The organism is Pantoea sp. YU22, assembly GCF_003970755.1.
In the GTDB taxonomy this organism is placed as follows: domain Bacteria; phylum Pseudomonadota; class Gammaproteobacteria; order Enterobacterales; family Enterobacteriaceae; genus Pantoea; species Pantoea piersonii.
This window is the reverse complement of record NZ_RYDU01000010.1, coordinates 1-22407: the sequence shown is the minus strand read 5'-3', so window position 1 is coordinate 22407 and position 22407 is coordinate 1. Positions and strand designations below refer to the sequence as shown.

Sequence of the window (22407 nt, the reverse complement as noted above, 5' to 3'; positions counted from 1 at the left end):
TGCCGGTTAGCGGGCCATCTTACCCGCGCCGCACATGAGCACCAAAAGGCGGGCCGCAAGGCCCGCCTTTTTTATTTGATTGAGTTCCCTTTCGTCGCCCCTTATCCTTTCCTGCATGAAAACGCCCCGACTTCCTATCGCCCTGCAGCAGGCAGTAATGCGCTCGCTGCGTCATTTTTTACAGCTTGCCAGTGACAGGCTGGAGCGCCCTTTTGCCGAACCGGCGCTGGTCTACCAGCAGCGCGGCACGGCGGCTGGCACCGCCTGGCTGGAGAAGTGGGAGATTCGCCTGAATCCGGTGCTGCTGATGGAAAACCAGCAGGCGTTTATCGAAGAGGTGGTGCCGCACGAACTGGCGCACCTGCTGGTATGGAAAGTTTTTGGCCGCGTGCCGCCACACGGCAAAGAGTGGAAGTGGATGATGCAGGAGGTGCTTGGCGTGCCCGCGCGCCGCACCCATCAGTTTGAGATCGCCTCGGTGCGCGCCGCGACTTTCCCCTACCGCTGCGGCTGCCAGCAGCATCACCTTACCGTCTGGCGCCACAACCGCGTACTGCGCGGCGAAAGCGAGTATCGCTGCGTGCGTTGCAAAAACCTGTTAAAACCCGGCGACTATTCGCCAGCCTGAGCGGAATTCTCATTCCGCTCGCCGCGCCGTTCTGCTACCCTGCCGCCCTTTTTTACCGACCGAGTAGATTCTGGAAAATGTCTCGCAAACTTATCGCCGCCATGGCGCTGCTGTTCTCCCCTCTCGCCGCCCAGGCGCTCTCGCTGACCGACTATCATCAGAATAACTTTCAGCAGGCGAAAACCTTTGCTGCGGCGATTAATGCCGATGCGCCCGGCTCCTTTTACTGCGGCTGCAAGATTAACTGGCAGGGTAAAAAAGGCGTGCCCGATCTCAACAGCTGCGGCTATCAGGTGCGGAAAAACGCCAACCGCGCCGGGCGCATCGAATGGGAACATGTGATGCCCGCCTGGGAGTTCGGCCATCAGCGCCAGTGCTGGCAGAACGGCGGCCGTAAAAGCTGCAGCAAAGACGCCGACTATCGCCGTATCGAAAGCGACCTGCATAACCTGCAGCCCGCGATCGGCGAGGTGAACGGCGATCGCGGCAACTTCGCCTACAGCCAGTGGAACGGCGGCGAAGGCCAGTACGGCCAGTGCGCCATGAAGATAGACTTCAAAAACAAACAGGCCGAGCCGCCGGCTCGTGCTCGCGGCGCAATCGCGCGCACCTACTTCTATATGCGCGACCAGTATCATCTGCGTCTGTCGCGTCAGCAGACTCAGCTTTTCACCGTCTGGGACAAGCTCTATCCGGTCTCCCGCTGGGAGTGTGAACGCGACCAGCGCATCGCGCGCGTGCAGGGCAATCACAATCCTTATGTGCAGCAGGCTTGCCAGCGTTAAAAACAGTGCCCTACACTAACGTCTTCTCGATTCCGCCGCGCCGGGTGCGCGGCGCTCAGCTTTCAGGGCCTGTATGCGCATACCTCGCATTTATCATTCCGAACCTTTAACCAGCGGCAGTGAAATTACGCTGGACGAAGACGCCTCAAATCACGTTGGCCGCGTTCTGCGCATGACCACCGGCCAGCGTCTGGAGCTCTTTGATGGCACTAATCTGACTTTTGCGGCAGAGATCACTCTTGTTGATAAAAAGCGTGTAAAAGTAACTGTCCTTGAAGGCCAGCCCGACGATCGTGAATCGCCCCTGTTTCTGCACCTCGGCCAGGTGATGTCGCGCGGCGAAAAGATGGAGTTCACTATCCAGAAATCGATTGAACTGGGCGTGAGCGTAATTACGCCTCTCTTTTCCGAACGCTGCGGCGTCAGGCTTGATGCCGAACGGCTGGCGAAAAAACTTCAGCAGTGGCAAAAGATCGCCATCGCCGCCTGCGAACAGTGCGGCCGCAATCGCGTGCCGGAAATTCGCCCGGCGATGACGCTGGAGGCCTGGTGCGCAGAAGCCGACGACGGCCTGAAGCTGAATCTGCATCCGCGCGCGCAGCACAGCATCAATACGCTGCCGCAGCCGGTTGAGCGGGTTCGCCTGCTGATTGGTCCGGAAGGCGGCCTGAGCGCCGAGGAGATCGCCATGACCGGCGAGTACGGTTTTACCGATATTTTGCTCGGCCCGCGCGTTTTGCGCACGGAAACGACCGCGCTTACCGCGATTACGGCACTCCAGGTGAGGTTTGGCGATCTCGGCTAGGGAATAATCAGGGTTTATATTAAGACGCGCACAGCACTTACTGGCGTCCTGACTGGTCAGCCTGCGCTGACCGCACAGAACGGGGCGGAAGAAGCCGCCTCTCTGAGGAGAGAATAATGATTAAACTTGGCATCGTTATGGACCCGATCTCGTCCATTAACATTAAAAAAGACACCAGCTTCGCCATGTTGCTGGAAGCACAGCGCCGCGGTTATGAAATTCACTACATGGAGATGGCCGATCTCTCTCTGCGCGGCGGCGTTTCTTATGCCCGCACTCGCCTGCTGAGCGTCGAACAGAACTATGATAAATGGTATGAGTTCGGCAGCGAGCAGGAGATCAAGCTGGCCGACCTCAACGTGATCCTGATGCGTAAGGATCCGCCGTTCGACACCGAGTTTATCTACGCGACCTATATTCTGGAGCGCGCCGAAGAGCAAGGCACGCTGATCGTCAACAAGCCGCAGAGCCTGCGCGACTGTAACGAGAAGCTCTACACCGCCTGGTTCTCGGAATTTACGCCGGATACGCTGGTGACGCGCAGCAAAGAGAAACTGCGCGCCTTCTGGCAGGAGCATGGCGACATTATTATGAAGCCGCTGGACGGCATGGGCGGCGCGTCGATTTTCCGCGTTAAGCAGGATGACCCGAACTTCGGTGTTATCACCGAGACGCTGACCAACCACGGCCAGTTCTTCTGTATGGCGCAGAACTATCTGCCAGCCATCAAGGAAGGCGACAAGCGCGTGCTGGTGGTAGACGGCGAGCCGGTGCCTTACTGCCTGGCGCGTATCCCGCAGGGCGGCGAAACACGCGGCAACCTGGCGGCAGGTGGGCGTGGCGAAGCGCGTCCGCTGAGCGAGAGCGACTGGGAAATTGCCCGCCGCGTCGGCCCGACGCTCAAAGCAAAAGGACTGATTTTTGTCGGCCTGGATATCATTGGTGATAAACTCACTGAAGTGAACGTCACCAGCCCGACCTGCGTGCGTGAAATCGAAGCCGCATTCCCGATCTCCATTACCGGTATGTTGATGGATGCTATCGAGAAGCGTCTGGGCTGAGCATGACCCTGGAGCCAGGCTCCGTGATCAACCCAAACCGGCGCATACCCGCGCCGGCTATTTTTGGTATATCGAGTGAGAATGAATTTACAGCATCATTTTTTGATTGCCATGCCTTCCCTGCAGGATCCCTTTTTCAAACGCTCCGTAGTCTATATCTGCGAGCACAATGAAGAGGGGGCGATGGGTTTGATTATCAACAAGCCGATGGAAAACCTGACGGTCGAAGGCATTTTAAAGAAGCTGAAAATTACCTCCGGCGAGCGCGATCCTGCGGTTCGTCTGGACAAACCGGTTTTCAGCGGCGGCCCGCTGGCTGAGGATCGCGGCTTTATTCTTCACTCCGCGCAGCGCACCTTCTCGTCCAGCATCCGCATCTCCGACAACACGGTGATCACCACCTCACGCGATGTGCTGGAGTCGCTCGGCACCGCTTCACAGCCGGAGCATGTGCTGGTGGCGCTGGGCTACTGCGCCTGGGAGAAAGATCAGCTGGAAAACGAGCTGATGGAGAACGCCTGGCTTACCACGCCTGCCAACAGCAATATTCTGTTCCAGACGCCGATTGCCGATCGCTGGCGCGAAGCGGCGCGCAGCATAGGCATCGATATCCACAGCATCGCCAGCGATGCGGGACACGCCTGATGACGACGCAAACCCTGCTGGGCTTCGACTTCGGCACGAAAAGCATCGGCGTGGCGGTCGGCCAGCAGCTTACCGGCAGCGCGCGCCCGCTTGCCGCCCTGAAAGCGCAGGACGGCACCCCGGACTGGCTGCAGATAGAGCGCCTGCTGAAAGAGTGGCAGCCCGATTTCGTTGTGGTCGGCCTGCCGCTGAATATGGACGGCACTGAACAGCCGCTCACCGCGCGCGCGCGTAAGTTCGCCAGTCGCCTGCATGGCCGCTTCGGCGTTCGCGTCGAGCTGCAGGATGAGCGCCTCAGCACCGTAGAGGCGCGCGCCGGTCTGTTTGAGCGCGGCGGCTATCGCGCGCTGAATAAAGGCTCGGTGGATTCGCAGTCGGCGGCGATTATTCTGCAGGACTGGTTCGAAACTCACTGAGGCGACAGCTCAGGCGGACCACCCGCCCTCGCCCGTCTCGGCCGCAATCAGCCCTTCCCGCTGGCGCGCCAGCAGGCTCTGCTCAAAGGTCTGCATACCGGCCTGCGCGCCGGTTTGCAGCAGCGCGCCGATTTGATGCAGTTTGCCGTCGCGGATCAGGCTGGCAATGGCGGGCGTGGCGATCAGCACCTCAAACAATCCGATGCGTTCGCCGTCGCGCGACGGCACCAGCTTCTGCGCCATCACCGCTTTCAGGCTGCCCGCCAGCTGCGTGCGCACCAGATTTTTCTCCTCCGCAGGAAAGAGATCCACCAGGCGATCGACCGCCTGCGCCGCGCCGCGCGTATGCAGCGTGGCGAGCACCAGATGGCCGGTTTCGGCGGCGGTAAGCGCCTGGCGGATGGTGTCGCTGTCGCGCAGCTCGCCCAGCAGAATAACGTCGGGGTCTTCACGCAGCGCGCCGCGCAGCCCAAGGCTGAACGAAGCGCAGTGCGCGCCAATCTCGCGCTGCTGGATCAGCGAGCGCTGGCTCTGGTGGACAAACTCGATGGGATCCTCCAGCGTAATAATGTGCTTTGCCTGCTGGCGATTGATGGCGTCAACCATTGCGGCGAGCGTGGTCGATTTTCCGCTGCCGGTCGCGCCGGTTACTAAAATCAAGCCGTTATCCATTTCCAGCCAGCGCGGCACCGCAGGCGGCAGGCGCAGGCTTTCCAGCGTCGGACAATGGGTCGCCAGCGTACGCAGCGCCAGCGACAGCCCCTGCCGCTGGACAAACAGATTGCCGCGCAGCCGCTGACCGGCGGCAAGGGAGAGCGCGAAGTCGGTTTGTCCCTGCGCCGCCAGCTCATCACGCTGCCGCGGCTCCAGATATCGCCCGGCGAAGCGCTCCAGCCAGTCGGCCGTCAGCGGCGCAAGATCGGGAATGCGCTCCAGCCTGCCGTGGCGCCGCCAGCGCGGGGAATGTCCGCTGCACAGGTGCAGATCGGCGGCATTATGTTTTACACTAAGCGCCACCATTTCCTCCAACTCCATAGATAGCCTCCTGACGATGACCTCAATCCAGCACAACCTACAGCAACTGCGTCAGCGTATCCGCGCTGCCGCGACGCAATGCGGGCGCGATCCAGAAGAAGTTACGCTGCTTGCCGTGAGCAAAACCAAACCTGCGAGCGCGGTCGAAGAAGCTATCGCCGCCGGACAGATCGCCTTCGGCGAAAATTACGTGCAGGAAGGGGTTGAAAAGATTGCAGCGCTGGCCGCACATCCTCAGGTGGAGTGGCACTTCATCGGCCCGCTGCAGTCGAATAAAAGCCGCCTGGTGGCGGAGCATTTTGCCTGGTGCCATACGGTGGACCGCCTGAAGATCGCCCAGCGCCTGAGCGACCAGCGTCCCGCCTCGCTGCCGCCGCTGAATGTGTTGATTCAGGTAAATATCAGTGACGAAAACAGCAAATCTGGCATCATGCTGGAGGATTTGCCTGAGCTGGCGCAGCAGGTCGCCGCGCTGCCGCAGCTGCGCCTGCGCGGCCTGATGGCGATTCCGGCGCCGGAAAGCGACTATTCGCGTCAGCTGGCGGTGTGCCAGCAGATGGCTGACGCTTTTCGCCAGCTGAAGCAGCACTATCCCGACGTCGATACGCTTTCTCTGGGAATGAGCGACGACATGGAAGCGGCGATTGAAGCTGGCAGCACCATGGTGCGTATTGGCACCGCGATTTTCGGCGCGCGGGACTATGCGCGCAACCCACAACAATAATTGAGGAACCTCATGTTAACACTGACGTTTTTAGTCAAAACGCTGATCGACCTGTATGTAATGGTGCTGCTGCTGCGCATCTGGATGCAGTGGTCGCGTTGCGATTTTTACAACCCGCTGTCGCAGTTCGTCGTCAAGATCACCCAGCCGATTATCAAGCCGCTGCGCCGCGTTATTCCAGCTATCGGCCCGGTGGATACCGCCTCGCTGTTGCTGGCGTTTGTGCTGACGACGCTGAAATACCCGATTTTGCTGCTGATCCAGGTCGGCGCTTTCTCGGTCGATCCGGCCAACCTGCTGGTCGGCCTGCTGTCGCTGGTGAAATCCGCCGGCTATCTGGTCTTCTGGGTGATTATCGTTCGCTCGCTGATGAGCTGGATCAGTCAGGGACGCGGCCCGCTGGACTATGTGTTGATCCAGCTGACTGAGCCGCTGATGGCGCCGATTCGCCGCATGCTGCCTGCGATGGGCGGCATCGACTTCTCCGCGATGATTGTGATCCTGGTGCTCTATGCGCTGAACTTCCTCGGTATGGACCTGTTTCCAGGCCTCTGGTTTCTGCTGTAAATATGACTGGAACTGCTATGCAAAAAGTTGTGCTCGCCACCGGTAATCCCGGCAAGGTACGTGAACTGGCGGATCTGCTCTCCGCCTTTGGCCTGGATATTGTGGCGCAAACCGATCTGGGCGTGGAGTCGGCGGAAGAGACCGGCCTGACCTTTATCGAAAACGCCATTCTGAAAGCGCGTCACGCCGCGCAGATTACCGGCCTGCCCGCCATCGCCGACGACTCCGGCCTGGCGGTGGATGCGCTGGGCGGCGCGCCTGGCATCTATTCGGCGCGCTACGCCGGAGAAGCGGCCAGCGATCGGGAGAACCTCGAGAAACTGCTGCAGGCAATGGACACAGTGCCGGAGGGCGCACGCCAGGCGCAGTTCCACTGCGTGCTGGTCTATCTGCGTCACGCGGAAGACCCGACGCCGCTGGTGTTCCACGGCAGCTGGGCGGGCGAAATCACTCGCTCAGCGGCGGGTGAAGGCGGCTTCGGCTACGATCCGATTTTCTATGTGCCCGAACTGGGCAAAACCGCCGCCGAGCTAAGCAAAACGGAAAAAGGCGCGGTTTCTCATCGGGGCAAAGCATTGACGCTGCTGCTGGAAGCGATGCGTAATGCCTGATTTACCGCCGTTAAGCCTCTATATCCACATTCCGTGGTGCGTGCAGAAGTGTCCCTACTGCGACTTTAACTCCCATGCGCTCAAAGGCGAGGTGCCGCACGTTGAGTATGTGCAGCACCTGCTGCGCGATCTGGAAAATGACCTGCCGCTGACCCAGGGGCGCGAAGTGCGCACTATCTTTATCGGCGGCGGCACGCCAAGCCTGCTCAGCAGCGAGGCGATGCAGATGCTGATGGACGGCGTGCGTGCGCGTCTGCCGCTGGCGGCGGATGCGGAGATCACCATGGAGGCCAACCCTGGCACCGTAGAGGCGGACCGCTTCAGCGCCTACCAGCGTGCCGGTATTAACCGTATCTCTATCGGCGTGCAAAGCTTCAGCCCGCAGAAGCTGGAGCGGCTGGGGCGCATCCACGGCCCGGAAGAGGCGAAACGCGCCGCGCAGCTGGCTGAGGGGCTGCATCTGCGCAGCTTCAACCTCGACCTGATGCATGGCCTGCCCGATCAGTCGCTGGAGGAGGCGCTGAGCGACCTGGAGCAGGCGATTGCGCTTAATCCGCCGCACCTCTCCTGGTATCAGCTGACCATCGAGCCGAATACGCTGTTTGGCTCGCGGCCGCCGGTGCTGCCGGACGACGACGCGCTGTGGGATATCTTCGAGCAAGGGGATCGTCTGCTCACCGCCGCGGGTTATCAGCAGTATGAGACTTCCGCCTATGCGAAGCCGGGCTACCGCTGCGAGCATAACCTTAACTACTGGCGCTTCGGCGACTACCTCGGCATCGGCTGCGGCGCGCACGGCAAGCTGACCCAGCCGGACGGGCGCATCGTGCGTACCGTGAAGACGCGTCATCCGCGCGGCTTTATGCAGGGCCGCTATCAGGAGAAGCAGTATGAAGTCGCCGACGACGAGAAGCCGTTCGAATACTTTATGAACCGCTTTCGCCTGCTGGAAGCGGCGCCGCGCGAGGAGTTTACCCGCTACACCGGCCTGAGCGAGAGCAGGATCCGACCGCAGATGGATACGGCGATCGCGGCTGGTTACGTAGCGGAAAGCGCGACGCACTGGCAGATAACGGATAAAGGCAAACTGTTTCTAAACTCGCTGCTGGAGCTTTTTCTGGCGGAGGAGTAAGCACAGGCAACCGGGGCGGCGAAAGCCGCCCCTGGCGTTATGATTTCGGGAAGATCCACAGATGGTTTTCGGGTAACGCCAGCCGGCAATGCTGAGGGTCGCGCACCTCGTTGCCATAGGCGCGGATAACAAAGTCATCGCCTGCGGTGCGGAACAGATACTCCCAGCGGTCGCCAAGATACATGCTGGTCAGCAGCGGCAGCTCCAGCTGGTTTTCACCCGCCCCCTCTACCAGCCTTACGCGCTCCACCCGGATCACCGCCGTGGCCTCCTGACCGTTTTGCACCCCTTCGCCTGCGATGCCCCACAGCGCCCAGCCTTTGCCCTCGATACGCGCTTTGCCGTCGCGCAGCTCGGTGATTTTACCGTGCAGCCGGTTATTGCTGCCCATAAACTCCGCGGTAAACAGCGTCCTGGGCGATCCGTACATCTCCTGCGGCGTCCCCTGCTGCTCAATCTTGCCGTTATTAAGCAGCAGGATGCGATCGGAAATCGCCATCGCCTCATTTTGATCGTGCGTCACCATCAGCGCGGAGAGGCCCAGCTTGATGATCAGCTCACGCAGAAAGACGCGCGCCTCTTCGCGCAGTTTGGCGTCCAGGTTCGACAGCGGCTCATCCAGCAGGATAACGGGCGGGTTGTAGACCAGCGCGCGGCCAATCGCTACGCGCTGCTGCTGCCCGCCGGAAAGCTGATGCGGATGGCGTTTGCCGAGGTGGCCCAGCCCCAGCTGGGTCAAGACGTCCTGCACCCGCTGGTTGATCTCCGCGGAAGCCACTTTGCGCAGCTTTAACGGGTAGGCCACATTCTCAAACACCGTTTTATGCGGCCACAGCGCGTATGACTGAAACACCAGCCCCAGGTTGCGCTCTTCCGCCGGGATTTCGCTGCGTGGCGTACCGGCATACACCTGTTTTTTGCCGATGGTGATGTTGCCCTGCGTCGGTTTTTCCAGCCCGGCGACAGCGCGGAGCAGCGTGGTTTTGCCGCTGCCGGAGGGGCCAAGCAGCGAAACCACCTCGCCGCGCTGTAAGTTCATGGAGACCCCTTTCAGAACCGGGTTGTCGCCGTAGGTTAAATGCAGATTCTCAACCGATAATTCAATCATGTAATTTAACTCCAAATCGCAGGGCAATACCCAGGCCTACCACCACCAGCAGGATGTTAATAAAGGAGAGCGCAGCAACGATATCGATGGCGCCCGCCGCCCACAGGGAAACCAGCATCGAGCCGATGGTTTCCGTACCGGGCGAGAGCAGATAGACGCCGGTGGAGTATTCGCGTTCGAAAATCAGGAACATCAGCAGCCAGGAGCCAATCAGGCCGTAGCGGGATAACGGAATGGTGACGTGGCGCGTAATCTGCCCGCGCGTAGCGCCGGTGCTGCGCGCCGCCTCCTCCAGCTCCGGCCCTACCTGCAGCAGCGTTGAGGAGATCAACCGCAGGCCATAGGCCATCCACACCACGGTGTACGCCAGCCAGACGCTGAAGATGGTGCTGCGCAGCGAACGCAGCCAGACGATCAGGTTATCGCGCAGCCATTGCGACCAGGCGAAATCGGACAGCCAGCCCGACTTAAGCGAGTTATCCAGCCACAGCGGCAGAAACAAAAAGACCCAGAGAAACGCCAGGCCCGCCAGCAGCCCCGGCACCGCACGCGGCACCAGCACGCTGTAGTCAAGGAAGCGCGTGGTGTTGTCAGGTTTACGATGCATGGCGATACCGATAAACAGGTAACATCCCACCGCTAAAGCGCCACCGATAACGCCAATCGCCATTGAGTTGACGATGGCGCGCAGCAGGTTCGGCTGCGCCCAGATGGTCTGGAAAGTTTTGATCGACAGCTCGTCCCACAGCGAGACGCCAACGCCCCAGTTGGAGATAAAGGCGCGCAGCACCACGCCCAGCAGCGGCACGCCGATGGTCACGGTCAGCCAGAACGCTACCACCGCGCCCGCTACCCAGCGCCATTTCCCCAGCGGCAAGGCGCGCGCCTGCGACGCTTTGCCCTTCAGGGTCACGAAGCGGTTGGCGGTGCGCATCAGGCGGCGTTGCAGCATTACCAGCGGAACAGTAATACAGATCAGCACCACCGCGACCGCCGCCATCAGATGATAGGAAGGGGTGCCGAGTTTATTGGTCAGCTGGTAGAGATAGGTTGCCAGCACCATGTTGCCTTCGGGATCGCCCAGCACCAGCATCAGGCCAAACACCTCCAGCCCGAGGAAAAACAGCAGCACGATGGCATAGAGAATTGAGGGCCGTACCATCGGCAAGCTCACCGCCGTCATAACCTGCAACGGCGATGCACCGGCGATGCGCGCGGCCTCTTCCACATCCGATCCCACGCTGCGCAGGGCTGACGAGATATAGAGATAGGCATGGGGAACGTGCGTCAGACCCGCAATTACCACGATGCTCGACATGTCGTAGATATTCCAGGGCACAAAGCCCAGCAGGGACTGCGCCCACAGCGAGAAGAAGCCGACCGGCCCGGCCGCCACCACATAGCCGAACCCCAGCACCATCGGCGAGACGAAAATCGGCACGAGGATCAGCGGCTCAATAAAACGTCTTCCCGGCAAATCGGTACGCACCATCAGGAAGGCGAGAATGCCGCCCAGCGGAATGGCGATGATCACCAGCCCAAAGGCCAGAATAAAGCCGCTTCTCAGCGCCTTGTAGAAATCGGGGTCGGTAAAAATAAATTCAAACGACTCCAGGCTCCACTCTTTTGACGGTGCAAAGAACGGTGCGGATAAAAAGCTCTGTATGACGATAAAAGAGAGCGGAACGTAGATAACCAGCGCGGTTAACAGCACCACGACGCCGCGCGGCAGGCTTTGCCACTTTCTGCGCAATGCATTCATATTGAGACCCTGAATGGCGAAATCCTGAGAAAGAGAAGCGCGACGCAGCGGGCCGCGCTTCCGTACAGCCGTTATTTACCGGCGGCTGCGCGCCACTGCTTGATATAATCCAGACGTTTTTTCGGTTGCAGGTACTCCAGCAGGCTTTCGTCAACCGGGATAGGCTTCAGCGCGCTGCCTAACATTTTGGTCAGGCCATCAATGTCGTTTTTGCCTTCGATATCATTACGCAGGGAAGGAATATCGGCCTGACTGGCCAGGATGCTTTGTCCTTTCTCAGAGAGTACGTAATCCAGCCACAGTTTTGCCGCATGGCTGTTTTGCGCTTGCTGGCTAATAAACGAGACGCGCGACAGCACCAGCGTGTAATCCTTCGGCCAGGCGATACCCAGCGAAGGATCGGTTTTGGCGCGCGCTTCAGCGTAGGAGCCAAGGATGTTGAAACCGATCAGGTTTTCGCCCGAAGAGACCCTTTCCATCATGGTGCCGGTTGAGGACTGCACCGCTAAGCCGCCCTTCGCCACATCTGCCAGAGTCTGGAAGTAGTGCGGATCCGCTTTGGAATCCTGCACTGACAGCATGAAGCCCAGGCCCGATTTTTCAATATCGTAGGTGGTGACTTTGCTTTTGAATTTATCGGTCTGGCTGGCGATTAACTTCGCCAGCGCGGCGTGCGAATCGGGCACGTCGCCAGCGGGGATCAACCGTTTGTTATAGATAAACACTACCGGCTCATAGGTGGTGCCGTAAGCCTTGTTTTTCCACACGGCCCACTTCGGCAGCTGCGCCAGTTCAGGCGACTGGTACTCCTGCGCGTAGTCGGTCGCCAGCTTCAGGCCGGTGTCCATTGAGGAGCTCCAGACCACATCGCCGCTGGTGCCGCCGGAGGCTTGCTCGCTGATAAAACGGTTGTACAGCTCGGTGCTGTTCATATCGTTGTATTCAACTTTAATGCCGGGATAGGTCGCTTCGAAACCCTTGATCAGCGGCCCGGCGGCTTTCGTGTCGGTGGTGGAGTAGATCACGACCTTGCCTTCTTTGGTCGCGGCATCGATAACGCTTTGATAATCCGCCGGATAGCCCTGCGGCGGCGCGGAGAAGGCTGAGCAGGAGAAGAATACGGTAGCGGCAACCAGAGAGAGAGAATAATTTTTCGTCATTATATTTAACCTTTTAGTTACACTCAGGGAACTAAGGGTCAACATAAACGATCGATTCAGGCAGGCAAGAGGTGACGGTTCGTTATCTTCGCGAAGTGTGATTATTGGCGTTTTTTCGGCAATTAACACCATTAAAACCACGTCAGCGTCGCGCACGGTTTGCGCGCGATCACACTATTTTGTGGCGGTAATTTTACGATAGAGCCGCCGCGGATGGCCGATATTGCCATACTGCATCTCAACGCCGATAAAGCCGATCTCCACGCAATATTCCAGGTAACGGCGACCGGTGGTTTTGCTGATCCCCACGCTCTCCACCACCTGCTCTACCGACCAGCTGCTGTCAGGCGCATCGCTAAAGAAATCTTTCACCCGCGTCAGAGTCAGCGACTCAATGCCTTTCGTCGAAGGAGCCGCCGGCCCCTCGCTGGAGGGCAGATTAAACAGCTTATCCAGCGCATGCTGATCGACATTTTTCATCTGACTCATTGAGTGCACCAGCAGCATAAAGCGCTCCAGCGAGGCGCGCAGGCGGTGAAAAAAGACCGGTTTAAGCAGGTAGTCGAGCGCGCCGCTGCGCATCGCATGGCTACAGGTTTGCATATCGCTGGCGGCAGTGATGAAAATCACCGAGCATTCAAAGCGTTTCAACAGCGGATCGTCGATCAGCGTTACGCCCTGGCCGTCAGGCAAATAGTTGTCGAGCAGCACCAGCCGCGGCTGATGCTGCTCGATCAGCTGGCGCGCCTGCTCCAGCGTGGCCGCAATGCCCACCACGCGCAGATGAAAATGCTGCTCGATAAATTCGCGATGTAAATCGGCCAGATGCGGCTCATCCTCCACAATCACGACATTGAGAGCCTTCGCGTTATTCATGGGAAACTCCTGTCGAAGCGGCGGGCTGGAAGGGAATAAAAATCGAGAAGATGGTGCCCTGCGGCGAGTTGTCGGCGATTTCGATGCTGCCGCCCGCCTGATGAACGTAACCTGCCGCCAGATAGAGACCGATACCGTGTTCCGAGCCCATCAGGTCATCGCCGCTTGAGGGCTTGCTGCTTACGCCCTGCTTAAAAAGATGCGGTTTTAGCTGCTCATCCACGCCGCAGCCTTGATCGGCGACTTCAATCAGCACTTCATGGTTGCGATCGGAGATATAGAGCTCAACCGGCGGCGCTGGCCTCTCCACGTTAAGCGTCGCGTCTACGGCATTATCCAGCACATTCCCCACCACCGACATCAGCGCCGTTTCGCTCATCGCGGCAGGGATGCGGGTCAGCTGGCAGGCAGGGTCGAATTTCAGCTCAACGCCTTTTTCCCGCGCGCTGACATATTTCCCCAGCAGCAGCCCGCACAGCGCTGGCGACGTGAAGCGCGCCGAGACAAAATCGAGCACCTGCTGCGCCCCGGCAGACTGCGCCTGGATATAGCGCATCGCATCGTCGTAACGCTGCATCTGCAGCAGGCCCACCAGCGTGGCGGTCCAGTTAAGCTGCTCATGGCGCATGATGCGTAAATTATCCGCATAGCGCTTCACCTGACTCAGCTGGCTGCTCAGGGTATTGATATCGTTTTTATCGCGGAAGCTGCAGACCCAGCCGCCTGGCTCACCGGGTTCGAGATCGATAGCCACCCGGTTGACGATAACCTGGCGCTGGTTCAGGACGGTTATCTGATCGTGATGGCGGCCGTTCTCCGCTTCGGCGCGCTGGCTCAGAAAGGCGGGATGGACCTGCAGCACCTCATGGAGCGGTTTGCCCAGCAGCTCTCGCTCGCTCCGATCGATATCCAGCAGCTCTCTGGCGGCGCGATTGATTAAAATCAGCTGCATCTCGGCGTTAACGGCAAACACGCCTTCATACATCGCCTCAAGCAGCGCTTTTTGCTGCAGCACCAGCAGCGCGATATCTTTTGGCTCCAGCCAGAACATCTGCTTCTTGAGGTTGCGGCTAAAGACCCATGAAAAAATAAACAGCAGCAGAAGCAGGGCCAGCCCATACAGGCTCGCTTGCCACAGCAGTCTGACATTAATGTTGGCGATCCAGGAGGTGAGATAACCGACCGAAACGATGCCGATAACCTGATGCCGGGCGTTAAAGATCGGGGCTTTACTGCGCAATGAAACGCCGATCCCCCCTTTGCGTACTGAAATAATGGTTTTCCCCTGCAGCACCTCCGCATTATCGCCGCCAATCAGCGGCAAATTCAGGCGCTCTGGCGATTCTGAATGGTAGAGATGCTGCTCATGCACATCGCCGATCACGATGTAGCTGGCGTCGCTCTGACGGCGCAGAGGCTGAATCAAACGGGCGATCCCTGCGATATCACGGTTCTCGACCTTCTCTGCCAGGCCGGGCATCAGCGCAATCTGGCTCGCCTGAACGCGCGCGCGCTGCCCCAAATCATGGTGCAGCTGCCGGTCAATAAAATGAAACAGGATAGCGCCCAGCAAAGCCAGCAGCAGGCAGGAAAAGAGCACCAGCGAGAGAAAGAGCTTCACCTGAAAAGGTAATCTGCGTTTCATATACTTTGTAGCGGAGCGAGGCATAGGCGAAGACTATCACGCGAAAAGAGCGCGGATGACCGGCTAAAGCCAGAGTTGTGAACTGGCTACAATCTCGGGTAGAAGCTGGCCCGAGGGCCGTGGACAGCAGACCAGCCGCCGTACGCCCGGCCGTAAGCGAATGGAAGCCGGCACGGCCAGCGAAGAGGCGTAAAACGGTGAAAATGCGTGCGTCGGCATCAGGGATGGGACATATCTTAAATCGCCTTTCCTCTCGTGGCAGGCGCTATAATTTAAGTAATCTTAAATTTCAGTTTTTCAGGCATGCCTATGGCCAGCTATACAGTCCGGGTCGAGCTGAAAGAGCAGACCGAAAAAATGCGCATCGAACTTCACTTTACGATGCTCGAAAATGGGTTTTCGCGAAGCGTTGTTTGCGACAGAGGCTTTACCTACGCCCTGCCCTCTAACGAGTTTGTCTACGTGGGTTCAGACGGAATAAAAAATCTGATGGACCAGGTTATTTCGTTGATAAGCGGTATCAGTGAAGATCCCTCTGTGCTGGTTACCCGCTCAGAGGAGCGCTGCTGGTCAGGGCTTCGCGTCGTTGACCTTGAGTAAAAGGGGGCGCAGGAGAAATTGATACTCCCCTTTTTCAGGCGCGGTCACAGTCGGGATGTTCGAAGAGGTCGTTGCGGCTAAGCGAACGCTAATTGCTTTTATTCAGCAAAATTAATCGCGACGCGGGAAGAGATACCACACTAAACGGGTCGGTACCGATTTCTGCCAGCCTGGAAAATGAGGCCTGATATCGCCCTGAATTAAAGCGTTGCTGATCCTGACCTCCATATAGCCATCTGAGCGTTTAAACGGTTAAAATAAATTATATAAAAGTTGCTATATAAAATCCCCTGTGTCTTAATAGCGCCATCGGTTTGGAATACAGACCTTATGAAAGCAGTTTTAGTAAAGCAGTCCTCAGTTCAAGTGTTATCCAAAGATACCCTTCTTCGTGAGCCTCCTCCTAAGTGCCCCATAAGTCACTCTCTAATTACAGGCCATTTTCGCCGCTCTTAGTGGCTCATCAATTAAGGAAGTATCTATGTCTAACAAAATGACTGGTTTAGTAAAATGGTTTAACTCTGATAAAGGTTTTGGCTTTATCACTCCGAGCGACGGCAGCAAAGATGTATTCGTACATTTCTCTGCTATCCAGAGTGACAGCTATAAAACCCTCGACGAAGGCCAGCAGGTTTCTTTCACCATTGAAAATGGTGCGAAAGGCCCAGCAGCTGGAAACGTCACGCCGCTGTAAGCTGCGCTAATTATCGGCGGCGCTTACAATAGCGATGAAGGCAACAGCCTGAGCAGTTAACTTCTGCTGATAATAAAATTAACCCGCCCTGTGCGGGTTTTTGATTTTAATGGCCTTTTCATCCCTCATCTCCCTCCTCGCATCTCCTGAATTTATCATCCACACTTACCCTGTTCTGTAGGGCCATTGTGCTTTACACTGCGCGCTGTAAAAAACTGAGCAGATTAACGATTAAACAGGCGGTAACGGCGATGAACGGAACGATCACAACCTGGTTTCAGGACAAGGGTTTTGGGTTTATCAAAGATGAGAACGGCGACAACCGCTATTTTCATGTGATCAAGGTCGCCAACCCTGAGCTGATCAAGAAAAATGCGGCAGTGACTTTCGAACCAACCACCAACAACAAAGGCCTGTCAGCTTACGCGGTCAAAGTCGTCCCAGAGAGCAAGTACATCTATATTGCTGGCGAACGCATCAAGCTCACGTCGATCAAATCATACCTGGTCTACAGCGAAGAAGTACCTGTCGATACGCGGATAGATAAAGAAAATACCGTGCTTTCTGTGGGCACGCTGTTGAACAATATCAGGCCGAAAACAGCCGCTAAGCCCGATGAGATGCGCTCAATGAAAAAGCTGGCGATTACCACCTTCCAGGGCACGACGTTAATCTTCACGGAAGATGAGATCGATGTGGATGCCACGGTAAAAATGCTCAAGGTCTGACGCATCCAGACGGCCGATAACTTTTGCACTCCGCACGTGATACAGGTTTTAACCCTGGAGACTATGATGAACGATGAAATCCCACTTAAATATTATGATGTTGCGGATGAGTACGCGACGGAAACCGAAACGCCGGTAAGCGAGTCGGAGCGTGATGCTCTGGCGCGCTATTTCCAGCTGCTGATTACTCGCTTAATGAATAACGAGGAGATCAGCGAAGAGGCGCAGAAAGAGATGGCCGGTGAAGCGGGTATCAATGCGCTGCGCATTGACGAGATCGCTGAGTTTCTTAATCAGTGGGGCAACGAGTAACGTCCAGGGGCGCGTCTGTAATTACCAGACGTGCCGACGCTCTGCACTTAGCCAGCCGAGTCAGGGCGTAAGTCGATAACGCCAGCCTCGCCAGGCCGCCTGTCGGGGTCATTATCAGTGCTGTCACTTCCCCGACAGGAGAACGCTTAACGTAACCGGCTCAGGATTTCACGCTGCTCACCAGCTTCTTGCGCTGATCTTCCAGGCTGATTACGCGGTTACATACTTCGTGGCCGAAGTTTTTGAAATCCTGCTCCTGATTGCTCCACTCCGCCTGAATCGACTGCTGCAGACCGCCCAGGTTGCCCATAATCGCCTGCAGCGGATTGCTGCCGCTCGCCTGCTTTGTGCCCATTTCGTTCAGACTGTCCTGCAACACGCCGCCCATGGTGCTCTGCACCAGACGTTCGCCATCGGCGCGCACCTGGTCGATTGCCTGATGATGGAAGGTCAGGCCGTCGTCGCGGTGCTCGATAATACGGTTCATCTGCTGCTTCAGCTGGCCATTCAGGGTGGTGAGACGTTTGCGCACATTGCTGTCAGATCCGAGCTTCTCGACAATGACCTTATCCAGCGCCACCCGGCCCTTCTCCAGACGCGTCGTCGCACCGGTATCGATCCACGGCAGATCGCGACGCAGCGCATTCTGATAGTCGATCGCCTGCTGGCGCTGCGCGTTGTTCACCGCAATCTTCTGACCGTTAAACTGCACATCGCCCTGCGGGGAGATCTCCAGGTTGCCGTTCGCGCCGACGACCTGCACGCTCTGCGGCTTGATCACGACATCATCCTGCGGTTTTACGCTGCACTCCCAGGCAGCCTGTGCCTGCGTCGCTGCCAGCAGCAGCGCGGCGATAAGCGTTTTACGAACCATAATCTCTCCCTAACATGTGAACCAGGCGCGGTAATTACAGGTCGGCTGGCGGCGGCAAGTAAGCCAGGCCGATACGGATCTTAGTCCCACCAGACGTCGAAAAGTTCGGTCACCTGGATGTCGCTCAGCTGGCGATCTTCCAGCCACTTGCGCACCAGCTCACGATGCTCGTCGGTGCATTTGCCGGTGCGCTGCAGGCAAATCAATCCTTCCCACACCAGGTAGCCGCTGCCGTCATAGGCCAGTCCGTTCGGCGCAATCACTTCGTTAATGAAGTCGTCGACGGTTTTATCAATCTGCTGCTCTGTGGTTCCCTCGGCGAAGCGCCAGGCGACCGAGAAGCCCAGCTCCTGAAACTCGTCGATATGCAGTTTTTTACGTAAACGACGGCTGCGTTGTGTGGCCATTATTTAATCCTCTCAAACATTAAGTCCCAAACGCCGTGGCCCAGTCGCTGCCCGCGCTGCTCAAATTTAGTCAGTGGACGCGTCTCCGGACGCGGCACATAATCCTGTGTTTCCGACTGGTTTTTATACCCGTCGATACTGCTCATCACGTCCAGCATATGTTCGGCATAGGCTTCCCAGTCGGTCGCCATATGGAATACCCCGCCCAGCTTCAGCTTACGCATTACCAGCTCGGCGAAAGGCACCTGCACGATGCGGCGCTTGTTGTGGCGCGCTTTATGCCAGGGATCGGGGAAGAAAAGCTGCACCATGCGCAGCGAGTTATCCGGGATCATCTTCTCCAGCACCTCTACCGCGTCGTGACACATTACGCGCAGGTTTTCCACGTTCGCCTCTTTCGCGGAGGCGAGACAGGCGCCCACGCCCGGCGCGTGCACTTCAATGCCGAGGAAGTTCTGCTGCGGGTTATTCTGTGCCATGGTTACCAGCGAAGCGCCCATGCCAAAGCCGATCTCCAGCACCACTGGCGCGTCGCGGCCAAACAGTTGCGTCAGATCCAGCGGCTCAGGTTGAAACTCTACGCCCATCTCCGGCCAGTATTGGTCGAGCGCCAGCTGCTGTCCTTTCGTCAGACGCCCCTGGCGGCGCACAAAACTGCGAATACGGCGCAGCGGCCGCCCGTTCTCATCAAATTCCGGAGTGATGACGTCATTAATCATGTTGTAGCCTGCTGAGTAGCCTGTTTGGGGAAAGGCGCATTATGCAAAGTTAATTAGCAGAAGCAAGCCCTTGCAATCTTCAGGTTTACACCGGGGCTGCGCCTGTGCTGGAATGCCTGCCTGAGTGTAGAGTAATCACGGAAAATTTCCTTCTTATGATGCAAGCGCCGCAGTTCGCGCAACAGGTGCTGGACTGGTATCAGCGCTTTGGCCGCAAGACCCTGCCGTGGCAGCAGGAGAAAACGCCCTATAAGGTATGGCTCTCTGAAGTCATGCTGCAGCAGACCCAGGTCACCACCGTTATCCCCTATTTCGAACGCTTTATGGCGCGCTTTCCCACCGTCGCCGATCTGGCCGCCGCGCCGCTCGACGAGGTGCTGCACCTCTGGACCGGGCTGGGCTATTACGCCCGCGCGCGCAATCTGCATAAGGCGGCGAAGCACATTGTCGACCAACATCAGGGCGAGTTTCCGCGCAATTTCGATGATGTCGCGGCGCTGCCCGGCGTTGGGCGTTCCACCGCAGGCGCGGTGCTCTCCCTGTCGCTCGGGCAGCACTTCCCGATCCTCGACGGCAACGTGAAGCGCGTGCTGGCCCGCTGTTACGCGGTCGGCGGCTGGCCGGGCAAAAAAGATGTCGAGAAGCGGCTCTGGGAAATTAGCGAGACCGTGACGCCGGCGGAGGGCGTCAGCCAGTTTAATCAGGCGATGATGGATCTCGGCGCGCTGGTCTGCACCCGTTCAAAACCCAAATGCGACATCTGTCCGCTTAACAACGGCTGCATCGCTTACGCCAGCAACAGTCAGGCGAACTATCCCGGCAAAAAGCCGAAACAGATATTGCCGGAGCGCAGCGGCTGGTTTTTGCTGCTGCAGGATGGCGACAACGTCTGGCTGGAGCAGCGTCCGCCGGTTGGTTTGTGGGGCGGTCTGTTCTGCTTCCCGCAGTTCACCACCGAAGAGGCACTACACGACTGGCTGCAGGCGCGCGGCATCGAGTCAAAGCCGCAGCAGTTAACCGCTTTTCGTCATACCTTTAGCCACTTTCATCTGGATATCGTGCCAATGTGGCTATCGTGGTCATCTGTCGGGGCGGCGATGGATGAACCCGGCGGTCTCTGGTATAACTTAGCCCAGCCGCCGTCAGTGGGGCTGGCGGCGCCGGTTGAGCGGCTTTTGCACGAGCTGCGTCATCCACAACAGCTGGCCCTGCCCCGGCATGAGATTGAAGAGGAATAGTAATGAGCCGCACGATTTTTTGTACGTTTCTACAGCGCGACGCTGAAGGGCAGGATTTTCAGCTCTATCCGGGCGAACTGGGTAAGCGCATCTACAATGAGATCTCGAAAGAAGCCTGGCAGAAGTGGATGGCCAAACAGACCATGTTGATCAACGAGAAAAAGCTCAACATGATGAATCCGGAAGACCGCAAGGTGCTGGAAAAGGAGATGGTCAATTTCCTGTTTGAAGGCAAAGAGGTCCACATCGAAGGCTATACGCCGCCAGAAGCATAAATTTTAGGGCCTCAGCGTTGAGGCCCCTCTCTTTTCCGGGTCAGGCACGTATTTACAATGAATAAGAAATTACTCGCACTGCTGGTGATCGCTCCGCTTTTGGTCTCCTGCTCAGGAAAGAAGTCTTCGCAGTATCACGAAGAGTGGGTAAAGGACACCAACGGCTTCGATATTTTAATGGGCCAGTTTGCGCATAACATCGAGAACATTTGGGGTATCAACGAAGTCCTGATTGCCGGGCCGAAAGACTACGTCAAATACAGCGATAACTATTACACCCGCAGCCATATCAACTTTGAAAGCGGCAACATCACCATCGAAACCATCGCCGGTACCGATCCAATGGCCAGCCTGCGCCAGGCGATCATTACCACGTTGCTGATCGGCGACGATCCGGGCAATGTCGATCTCTACTCCGACGCCAACGATATTGTGATCAGCAAAGAGCCGCTGCTCTACGGCCAGGTGCTGGACAATACCGGCCAGCCGATTCGCTGGCAGGGGCGCGCGGGTAACTTCGCCGATTACCTGCTGCAAAATAAACTGCAGCGCCGCGTTTCCGGCCTGCATGTTATCTACTCGGTCACTATTCCCATGGTGCCTAATCACCTCGACAAGCGTGCGCACAAATATCTGCCGATAGTGCGTAAAGCGGCCGAGCAGTATGGCGTTGATGCATCGTTGATCCTGGCGATTATGCAGACCGAATCGAGCTTCAACCCCTATGCGGTCAGCCATTCCGACGCGCTGGGCCTGATGCAGGTAGTGCAGCATACCGCGGGCGTTGATGTGTTCCGTATGAAGGGCAAATGGGGCAAACCGAGCCGCAGCTATCTGCTCGATCCCGAGAACAATATCGACGCGGGCACCGCCTATCTGTCGCTGCTGCAAAATAGCTATCTGGGCGGGATTCAGGATCCGCTGTCACGCCGCTATGCGGTGATCACCGCCTACAACGGCGGTGCAGGCAGCGTGCTGCGCGTCTTCTCCAGCGATAAGGATCGCGCCTTTAACACCATCAATAATATGTCGCCGAGTCAGGTTTATAACACCCTGACGACGCAGCATCCGTCTGCAGAGTCGCGGCGCTATCTCTATAAGGTGAGTACGGCACAGCGTAGCTATCGGCGGTATTGATGGTTTGCCTGGCGTTCGCTGCGCGAACGGCTGGCTCTGTGCAGGTTCCGGCCGCCGGTGATTTGCATGGCGTTCGCTGCGCGAACGGCTCTGTGCGGGTTCCGCCCGCCAGGCGTCGGGGAGTTTCAGCAGCTGCGCTGCCGGCGTGCGTGTTAAGGGGCTCGCCAGCCCCTTAACAATCCCGGCTTCCGGCAGCCTCCACGCCGCGCTGCGCGCGGTCCCTTCGTTGCTTACGTCAGCCTTACGGACCGCGCGGATTCGACATCCTGTCTCATGCCACGCTCTCGCCGACGTCCTGTCGGCTCATCCTGGCCGCCGTACGCGCCTCAGCGTGTCGGATGCCTCTGTCACACCCCTGCCTGTGATTTCTCATTTTTTATAAACGACTGCGTTGTCTGTATGCAGGATGCGCGCTTGCAGCGATAAGATTGCGTCTTCTGGAGTCAGGACTCTTCGTCCTCGC

At 57.9% G+C, this 22407-nt stretch carries 26 protein-coding genes; 17 read left to right on the top strand and 9 right to left on the bottom strand.

Features of this window, described 5'->3' with window-relative positions:
- Positions 1 to 115 precede the first annotated feature (115 nt).
- The 6 genes from EKL29_RS14650 (at position 116) to ruvX (ending at position 4340) form a co-directional block, all read left to right on the top strand.
- Positions 116 to 628: a SprT family zinc-dependent metalloprotease gene (locus tag EKL29_RS14650; RefSeq protein WP_126690056.1), complete on the top strand. Its 513-nt coding sequence runs from the start codon at positions 116 to 118 to the stop codon at positions 626 to 628.
- 77 nt (positions 629 to 705) lie between these two features.
- Entirely contained in the window at positions 706 to 1413 is a 708-nt protein-coding gene (endA, locus tag EKL29_RS14645) for a deoxyribonuclease I (RefSeq protein ID WP_120454569.1), read from the top strand.
- Positions 1414 to 1486: 73 nt separating this feature from the next.
- Entirely contained in the window at positions 1487 to 2218 is a 732-nt protein-coding gene (gene rsmE, locus EKL29_RS14640) for a 16S rRNA (uracil(1498)-N(3))-methyltransferase (protein ID WP_120454571.1), read from the top strand.
- A gap of 116 nt (positions 2219 to 2334) precedes the next feature.
- On the top strand, positions 2335 to 3279 hold the full coding sequence (gshB, locus tag EKL29_RS14635; RefSeq protein WP_120454573.1) for a glutathione synthase: 945 nt from the start codon (positions 2335 to 2337) through the stop codon (positions 3277 to 3279).
- An 81-nt stretch (positions 3280 to 3360) separates the two neighbouring features.
- Positions 3361 to 3924 carry a YqgE/AlgH family protein gene (locus EKL29_RS14630; protein ID WP_120454575.1) on the top strand — a complete coding sequence of 188 codons (564 nt, stop codon included), beginning with the start codon at positions 3361 to 3363 and terminating at the stop codon, positions 3922 to 3924.
- Positions 3924 to 4340: a Holliday junction resolvase RuvX gene (gene ruvX, locus EKL29_RS14625; protein WP_081140873.1), complete on the top strand. Its 417-nt coding sequence runs from the start codon at positions 3924 to 3926 to the stop codon at positions 4338 to 4340. The genes EKL29_RS14630 and ruvX overlap by 1 nt, the downstream gene beginning before the upstream one ends.
- 9 nt (positions 4341 to 4349) lie before the next feature.
- Here the strand turns inward: ruvX and EKL29_RS14620 are convergent, their stop codons facing one another.
- Positions 4350 to 5375 carry a type IV pilus twitching motility protein PilT gene (locus EKL29_RS14620; protein WP_126690055.1) on the bottom strand — a complete coding sequence of 342 codons (1026 nt, stop codon included), beginning with the start codon at positions 5373 to 5375 and terminating at the stop codon, positions 4350 to 4352.
- 16 nt (positions 5376 to 5391) lie between these two features.
- Here EKL29_RS14620 and EKL29_RS14615 point away from each other — a divergent pair, with 16 nt between their 5' ends.
- Genes EKL29_RS14615 through hemW form a run of 4 tightly spaced genes read left to right on the top strand, consistent with a single transcriptional unit; the run spans position 5392 to position 8409 of the window.
- Complete coding sequence (locus EKL29_RS14615) at positions 5392 to 6099, top strand: YggS family pyridoxal phosphate-dependent enzyme (protein ID WP_126690054.1); 708 nt, start codon at positions 5392 to 5394, stop codon at positions 6097 to 6099.
- A 12-nt stretch (positions 6100 to 6111) separates the two neighbouring features.
- Positions 6112 to 6666: a YggT family protein gene (locus EKL29_RS14610; RefSeq protein ID WP_120454582.1), complete on the top strand. Its 555-nt coding sequence runs from the start codon at positions 6112 to 6114 to the stop codon at positions 6664 to 6666.
- A gap of 17 nt (positions 6667 to 6683) precedes the next feature.
- Positions 6684 to 7277 carry an XTP/dITP diphosphatase gene (locus EKL29_RS14605; protein ID WP_126690053.1) on the top strand — a complete coding sequence of 198 codons (594 nt, stop codon included), beginning with the start codon at positions 6684 to 6686 and terminating at the stop codon, positions 7275 to 7277.
- Entirely contained in the window at positions 7270 to 8409 is a 1140-nt protein-coding gene (gene hemW, locus EKL29_RS14600; RefSeq protein WP_126690052.1) for a radical SAM family heme chaperone HemW, read from the top strand. Before EKL29_RS14605 ends, hemW begins: the two co-directional genes overlap by 8 nt.
- 37 nt (positions 8410 to 8446) lie before the next feature.
- On the opposite strand, the gene EKL29_RS14595 is transcribed toward hemW, so the two are convergent.
- The 5 genes from EKL29_RS14595 to EKL29_RS14575 all read right to left on the bottom strand — a co-directional run bounded on the left by EKL29_RS14595 (position 8447) and on the right by EKL29_RS14575 (position 14960).
- Positions 8447 to 9517 carry an ABC transporter ATP-binding protein gene (locus EKL29_RS14595; protein ID WP_120454588.1) on the bottom strand — a complete coding sequence of 357 codons (1071 nt, stop codon included), beginning with the start codon at positions 9515 to 9517 and terminating at the stop codon, positions 8447 to 8449.
- Positions 9510 to 11279 (bottom strand): iron ABC transporter permease, encoded by a 1770-nt coding sequence (locus EKL29_RS14590; protein WP_120454590.1) that lies wholly within the window; start codon positions 11277 to 11279, stop codon positions 9510 to 9512. Before EKL29_RS14590 ends, EKL29_RS14595 begins: the two co-directional genes overlap by 8 nt.
- A gap of 71 nt (positions 11280 to 11350) precedes the next feature.
- Positions 11351 to 12439, bottom strand: coding sequence for an ABC transporter substrate-binding protein (locus EKL29_RS14585; RefSeq protein WP_126690051.1), 1089 nt, complete (start codon positions 12437 to 12439; stop codon positions 11351 to 11353).
- A 174-nt stretch (positions 12440 to 12613) separates the two neighbouring features.
- Positions 12614 to 13315 carry a response regulator gene (locus tag EKL29_RS14580; protein ID WP_120454594.1) on the bottom strand — a complete coding sequence of 234 codons (702 nt, stop codon included), beginning with the start codon at positions 13313 to 13315 and terminating at the stop codon, positions 12614 to 12616.
- A complete protein-coding gene (locus tag EKL29_RS14575; protein WP_126690050.1) occupies positions 13308 to 14960 on the bottom strand; it encodes a sensor histidine kinase in 1653 nt (550 codons plus the stop codon). Before EKL29_RS14575 ends, EKL29_RS14580 begins: the two co-directional genes overlap by 8 nt.
- 309 nt (positions 14961 to 15269) lie before the next feature.
- Between EKL29_RS14575 and EKL29_RS14570 the strand changes: the two genes are divergently transcribed.
- The 4 genes from EKL29_RS14570 (at position 15270) to EKL29_RS14555 (ending at position 17294) form a co-directional block, all read left to right on the top strand.
- The gene (locus tag EKL29_RS14570; RefSeq protein ID WP_120454598.1) at positions 15270 to 15560 is read left to right on the top strand and encodes a hypothetical protein; all 291 of its coding nucleotides are present in this window, start codon (positions 15270 to 15272) and stop codon (positions 15558 to 15560) included.
- A gap of 481 nt (positions 15561 to 16041) precedes the next feature.
- Positions 16042 to 16254, top strand: coding sequence for an RNA chaperone/antiterminator CspA (cspA, locus tag EKL29_RS14565; protein ID WP_120454600.1), 213 nt, complete (start codon positions 16042 to 16044; stop codon positions 16252 to 16254).
- 251 nt (positions 16255 to 16505) lie between these two features.
- Positions 16506 to 16982 carry a cold-shock protein gene (locus EKL29_RS14560; RefSeq protein ID WP_120454602.1) on the top strand — a complete coding sequence of 159 codons (477 nt, stop codon included), beginning with the start codon at positions 16506 to 16508 and terminating at the stop codon, positions 16980 to 16982.
- A 66-nt stretch (positions 16983 to 17048) separates the two neighbouring features.
- The gene (locus tag EKL29_RS14555; RefSeq protein ID WP_126690107.1) at positions 17049 to 17294 is read left to right on the top strand and encodes a DUF2543 family protein; all 246 of its coding nucleotides are present in this window, start codon (positions 17049 to 17051) and stop codon (positions 17292 to 17294) included.
- A 160-nt stretch (positions 17295 to 17454) separates the two neighbouring features.
- On the opposite strand, the gene EKL29_RS14550 is transcribed toward EKL29_RS14555, so the two are convergent.
- From EKL29_RS14550 to trmB, 3 genes are all read right to left on the bottom strand, one after another.
- Positions 17455 to 18168 (bottom strand): DUF2884 domain-containing protein, encoded by a 714-nt coding sequence (locus EKL29_RS14550; RefSeq protein WP_126690049.1) that lies wholly within the window; start codon positions 18166 to 18168, stop codon positions 17455 to 17457.
- A gap of 80 nt (positions 18169 to 18248) precedes the next feature.
- A complete protein-coding gene (locus EKL29_RS14545) occupies positions 18249 to 18575 on the bottom strand; it encodes a YggL family protein (protein ID WP_120454608.1) in 327 nt (108 codons plus the stop codon).
- Positions 18575 to 19294: a tRNA (guanosine(46)-N7)-methyltransferase TrmB gene (trmB, locus tag EKL29_RS14540; protein ID WP_126690048.1), complete on the bottom strand. Its 720-nt coding sequence runs from the start codon at positions 19292 to 19294 to the stop codon at positions 18575 to 18577. The genes EKL29_RS14545 and trmB overlap by 1 nt, the downstream gene beginning before the upstream one ends.
- 155 nt (positions 19295 to 19449) lie before the next feature.
- Here trmB and mutY point away from each other — a divergent pair, with 155 nt between their 5' ends.
- The 3 genes from mutY to mltC are packed head-to-tail and all read left to right on the top strand — an operon-like array spanning position 19450 to position 21944.
- Positions 19450 to 20532 (top strand): A/G-specific adenine glycosylase, encoded by a 1083-nt coding sequence (gene mutY / locus EKL29_RS14535; protein ID WP_126690047.1) that lies wholly within the window; start codon positions 19450 to 19452, stop codon positions 20530 to 20532.
- A gap of 2 nt (positions 20533 to 20534) precedes the next feature.
- Entirely contained in the window at positions 20535 to 20807 is a 273-nt protein-coding gene (locus tag EKL29_RS14530) for an oxidative damage protection protein (protein WP_033792153.1), read from the top strand.
- Positions 20808 to 20864: 57 nt separating this feature from the next.
- Complete coding sequence (gene mltC, locus EKL29_RS14525) at positions 20865 to 21944, top strand: membrane-bound lytic murein transglycosylase MltC (RefSeq protein WP_120454614.1); 1080 nt, start codon at positions 20865 to 20867, stop codon at positions 21942 to 21944.
- The last annotated feature ends 463 nt before the right edge of the window (positions 21945 to 22407 follow it).

Coding starts and splice junctions, on each gene's coding strand:
- EKL29_RS14650 (WP_126690056.1), top strand. CDS start 116: ATGAAAACGCCCCGACTTCCTATCGCCCTGCAGCAGGCAGTAATGCGC.
- endA (WP_120454569.1), top strand. CDS start 706: ATGTCTCGCAAACTTATCGCCGCCATGGCGCTGCTGTTCTCCCCTCTC.
- rsmE (WP_120454571.1), top strand. CDS start 1,487: ATGCGCATACCTCGCATTTATCATTCCGAACCTTTAACCAGCGGCAGT.
- gshB (WP_120454573.1), top strand. CDS start 2,335: ATGATTAAACTTGGCATCGTTATGGACCCGATCTCGTCCATTAACATT.
- EKL29_RS14630 (WP_120454575.1), top strand. CDS start 3,361: ATGAATTTACAGCATCATTTTTTGATTGCCATGCCTTCCCTGCAGGAT.
- ruvX (WP_081140873.1), top strand. CDS start 3,924: ATGACGACGCAAACCCTGCTGGGCTTCGACTTCGGCACGAAAAGCATC.
- EKL29_RS14620 (WP_126690055.1), bottom strand. CDS start 5,375: ATGGAGTTGGAGGAAATGGTGGCGCTTAGTGTAAAACATAATGCCGCC.
- EKL29_RS14615 (WP_126690054.1), top strand. CDS start 5,392: ATGACCTCAATCCAGCACAACCTACAGCAACTGCGTCAGCGTATCCGC.
- EKL29_RS14610 (WP_120454582.1), top strand. CDS start 6,112: ATGTTAACACTGACGTTTTTAGTCAAAACGCTGATCGACCTGTATGTA.
- EKL29_RS14605 (WP_126690053.1), top strand. CDS start 6,684: ATGCAAAAAGTTGTGCTCGCCACCGGTAATCCCGGCAAGGTACGTGAA.
- hemW (WP_126690052.1), top strand. CDS start 7,270: ATGCCTGATTTACCGCCGTTAAGCCTCTATATCCACATTCCGTGGTGC.
- EKL29_RS14595 (WP_120454588.1), bottom strand. CDS start 9,517: ATGATTGAATTATCGGTTGAGAATCTGCATTTAACCTACGGCGACAAC.
- EKL29_RS14590 (WP_120454590.1), bottom strand. CDS start 11,279: ATGAATGCATTGCGCAGAAAGTGGCAAAGCCTGCCGCGCGGCGTCGTG.
- EKL29_RS14585 (WP_126690051.1), bottom strand. CDS start 12,439: ATGACGAAAAATTATTCTCTCTCTCTGGTTGCCGCTACCGTATTCTTC.
- EKL29_RS14580 (WP_120454594.1), bottom strand. CDS start 13,315: ATGAATAACGCGAAGGCTCTCAATGTCGTGATTGTGGAGGATGAGCCG.
- EKL29_RS14575 (WP_126690050.1), bottom strand. CDS start 14,960: ATGAAACGCAGATTACCTTTTCAGGTGAAGCTCTTTCTCTCGCTGGTG.
- EKL29_RS14570 (WP_120454598.1), top strand. CDS start 15,270: ATGGCCAGCTATACAGTCCGGGTCGAGCTGAAAGAGCAGACCGAAAAA.
- cspA (WP_120454600.1), top strand. CDS start 16,042: ATGTCTAACAAAATGACTGGTTTAGTAAAATGGTTTAACTCTGATAAA.
- EKL29_RS14560 (WP_120454602.1), top strand. CDS start 16,506: ATGAACGGAACGATCACAACCTGGTTTCAGGACAAGGGTTTTGGGTTT.
- EKL29_RS14555 (WP_126690107.1), top strand. CDS start 17,049: ATGAACGATGAAATCCCACTTAAATATTATGATGTTGCGGATGAGTAC.
- EKL29_RS14550 (WP_126690049.1), bottom strand. CDS start 18,168: ATGGTTCGTAAAACGCTTATCGCCGCGCTGCTGCTGGCAGCGACGCAG.
- EKL29_RS14545 (WP_120454608.1), bottom strand. CDS start 18,575: ATGGCCACACAACGCAGCCGTCGTTTACGTAAAAAACTGCATATCGAC.
- trmB (WP_126690048.1), bottom strand. CDS start 19,294: ATGATTAATGACGTCATCACTCCGGAATTTGATGAGAACGGGCGGCCG.
- mutY (WP_126690047.1), top strand. CDS start 19,450: ATGATGCAAGCGCCGCAGTTCGCGCAACAGGTGCTGGACTGGTATCAG.
- EKL29_RS14530 (WP_033792153.1), top strand. CDS start 20,535: ATGAGCCGCACGATTTTTTGTACGTTTCTACAGCGCGACGCTGAAGGG.
- mltC (WP_120454614.1), top strand. CDS start 20,865: ATGAATAAGAAATTACTCGCACTGCTGGTGATCGCTCCGCTTTTGGTC.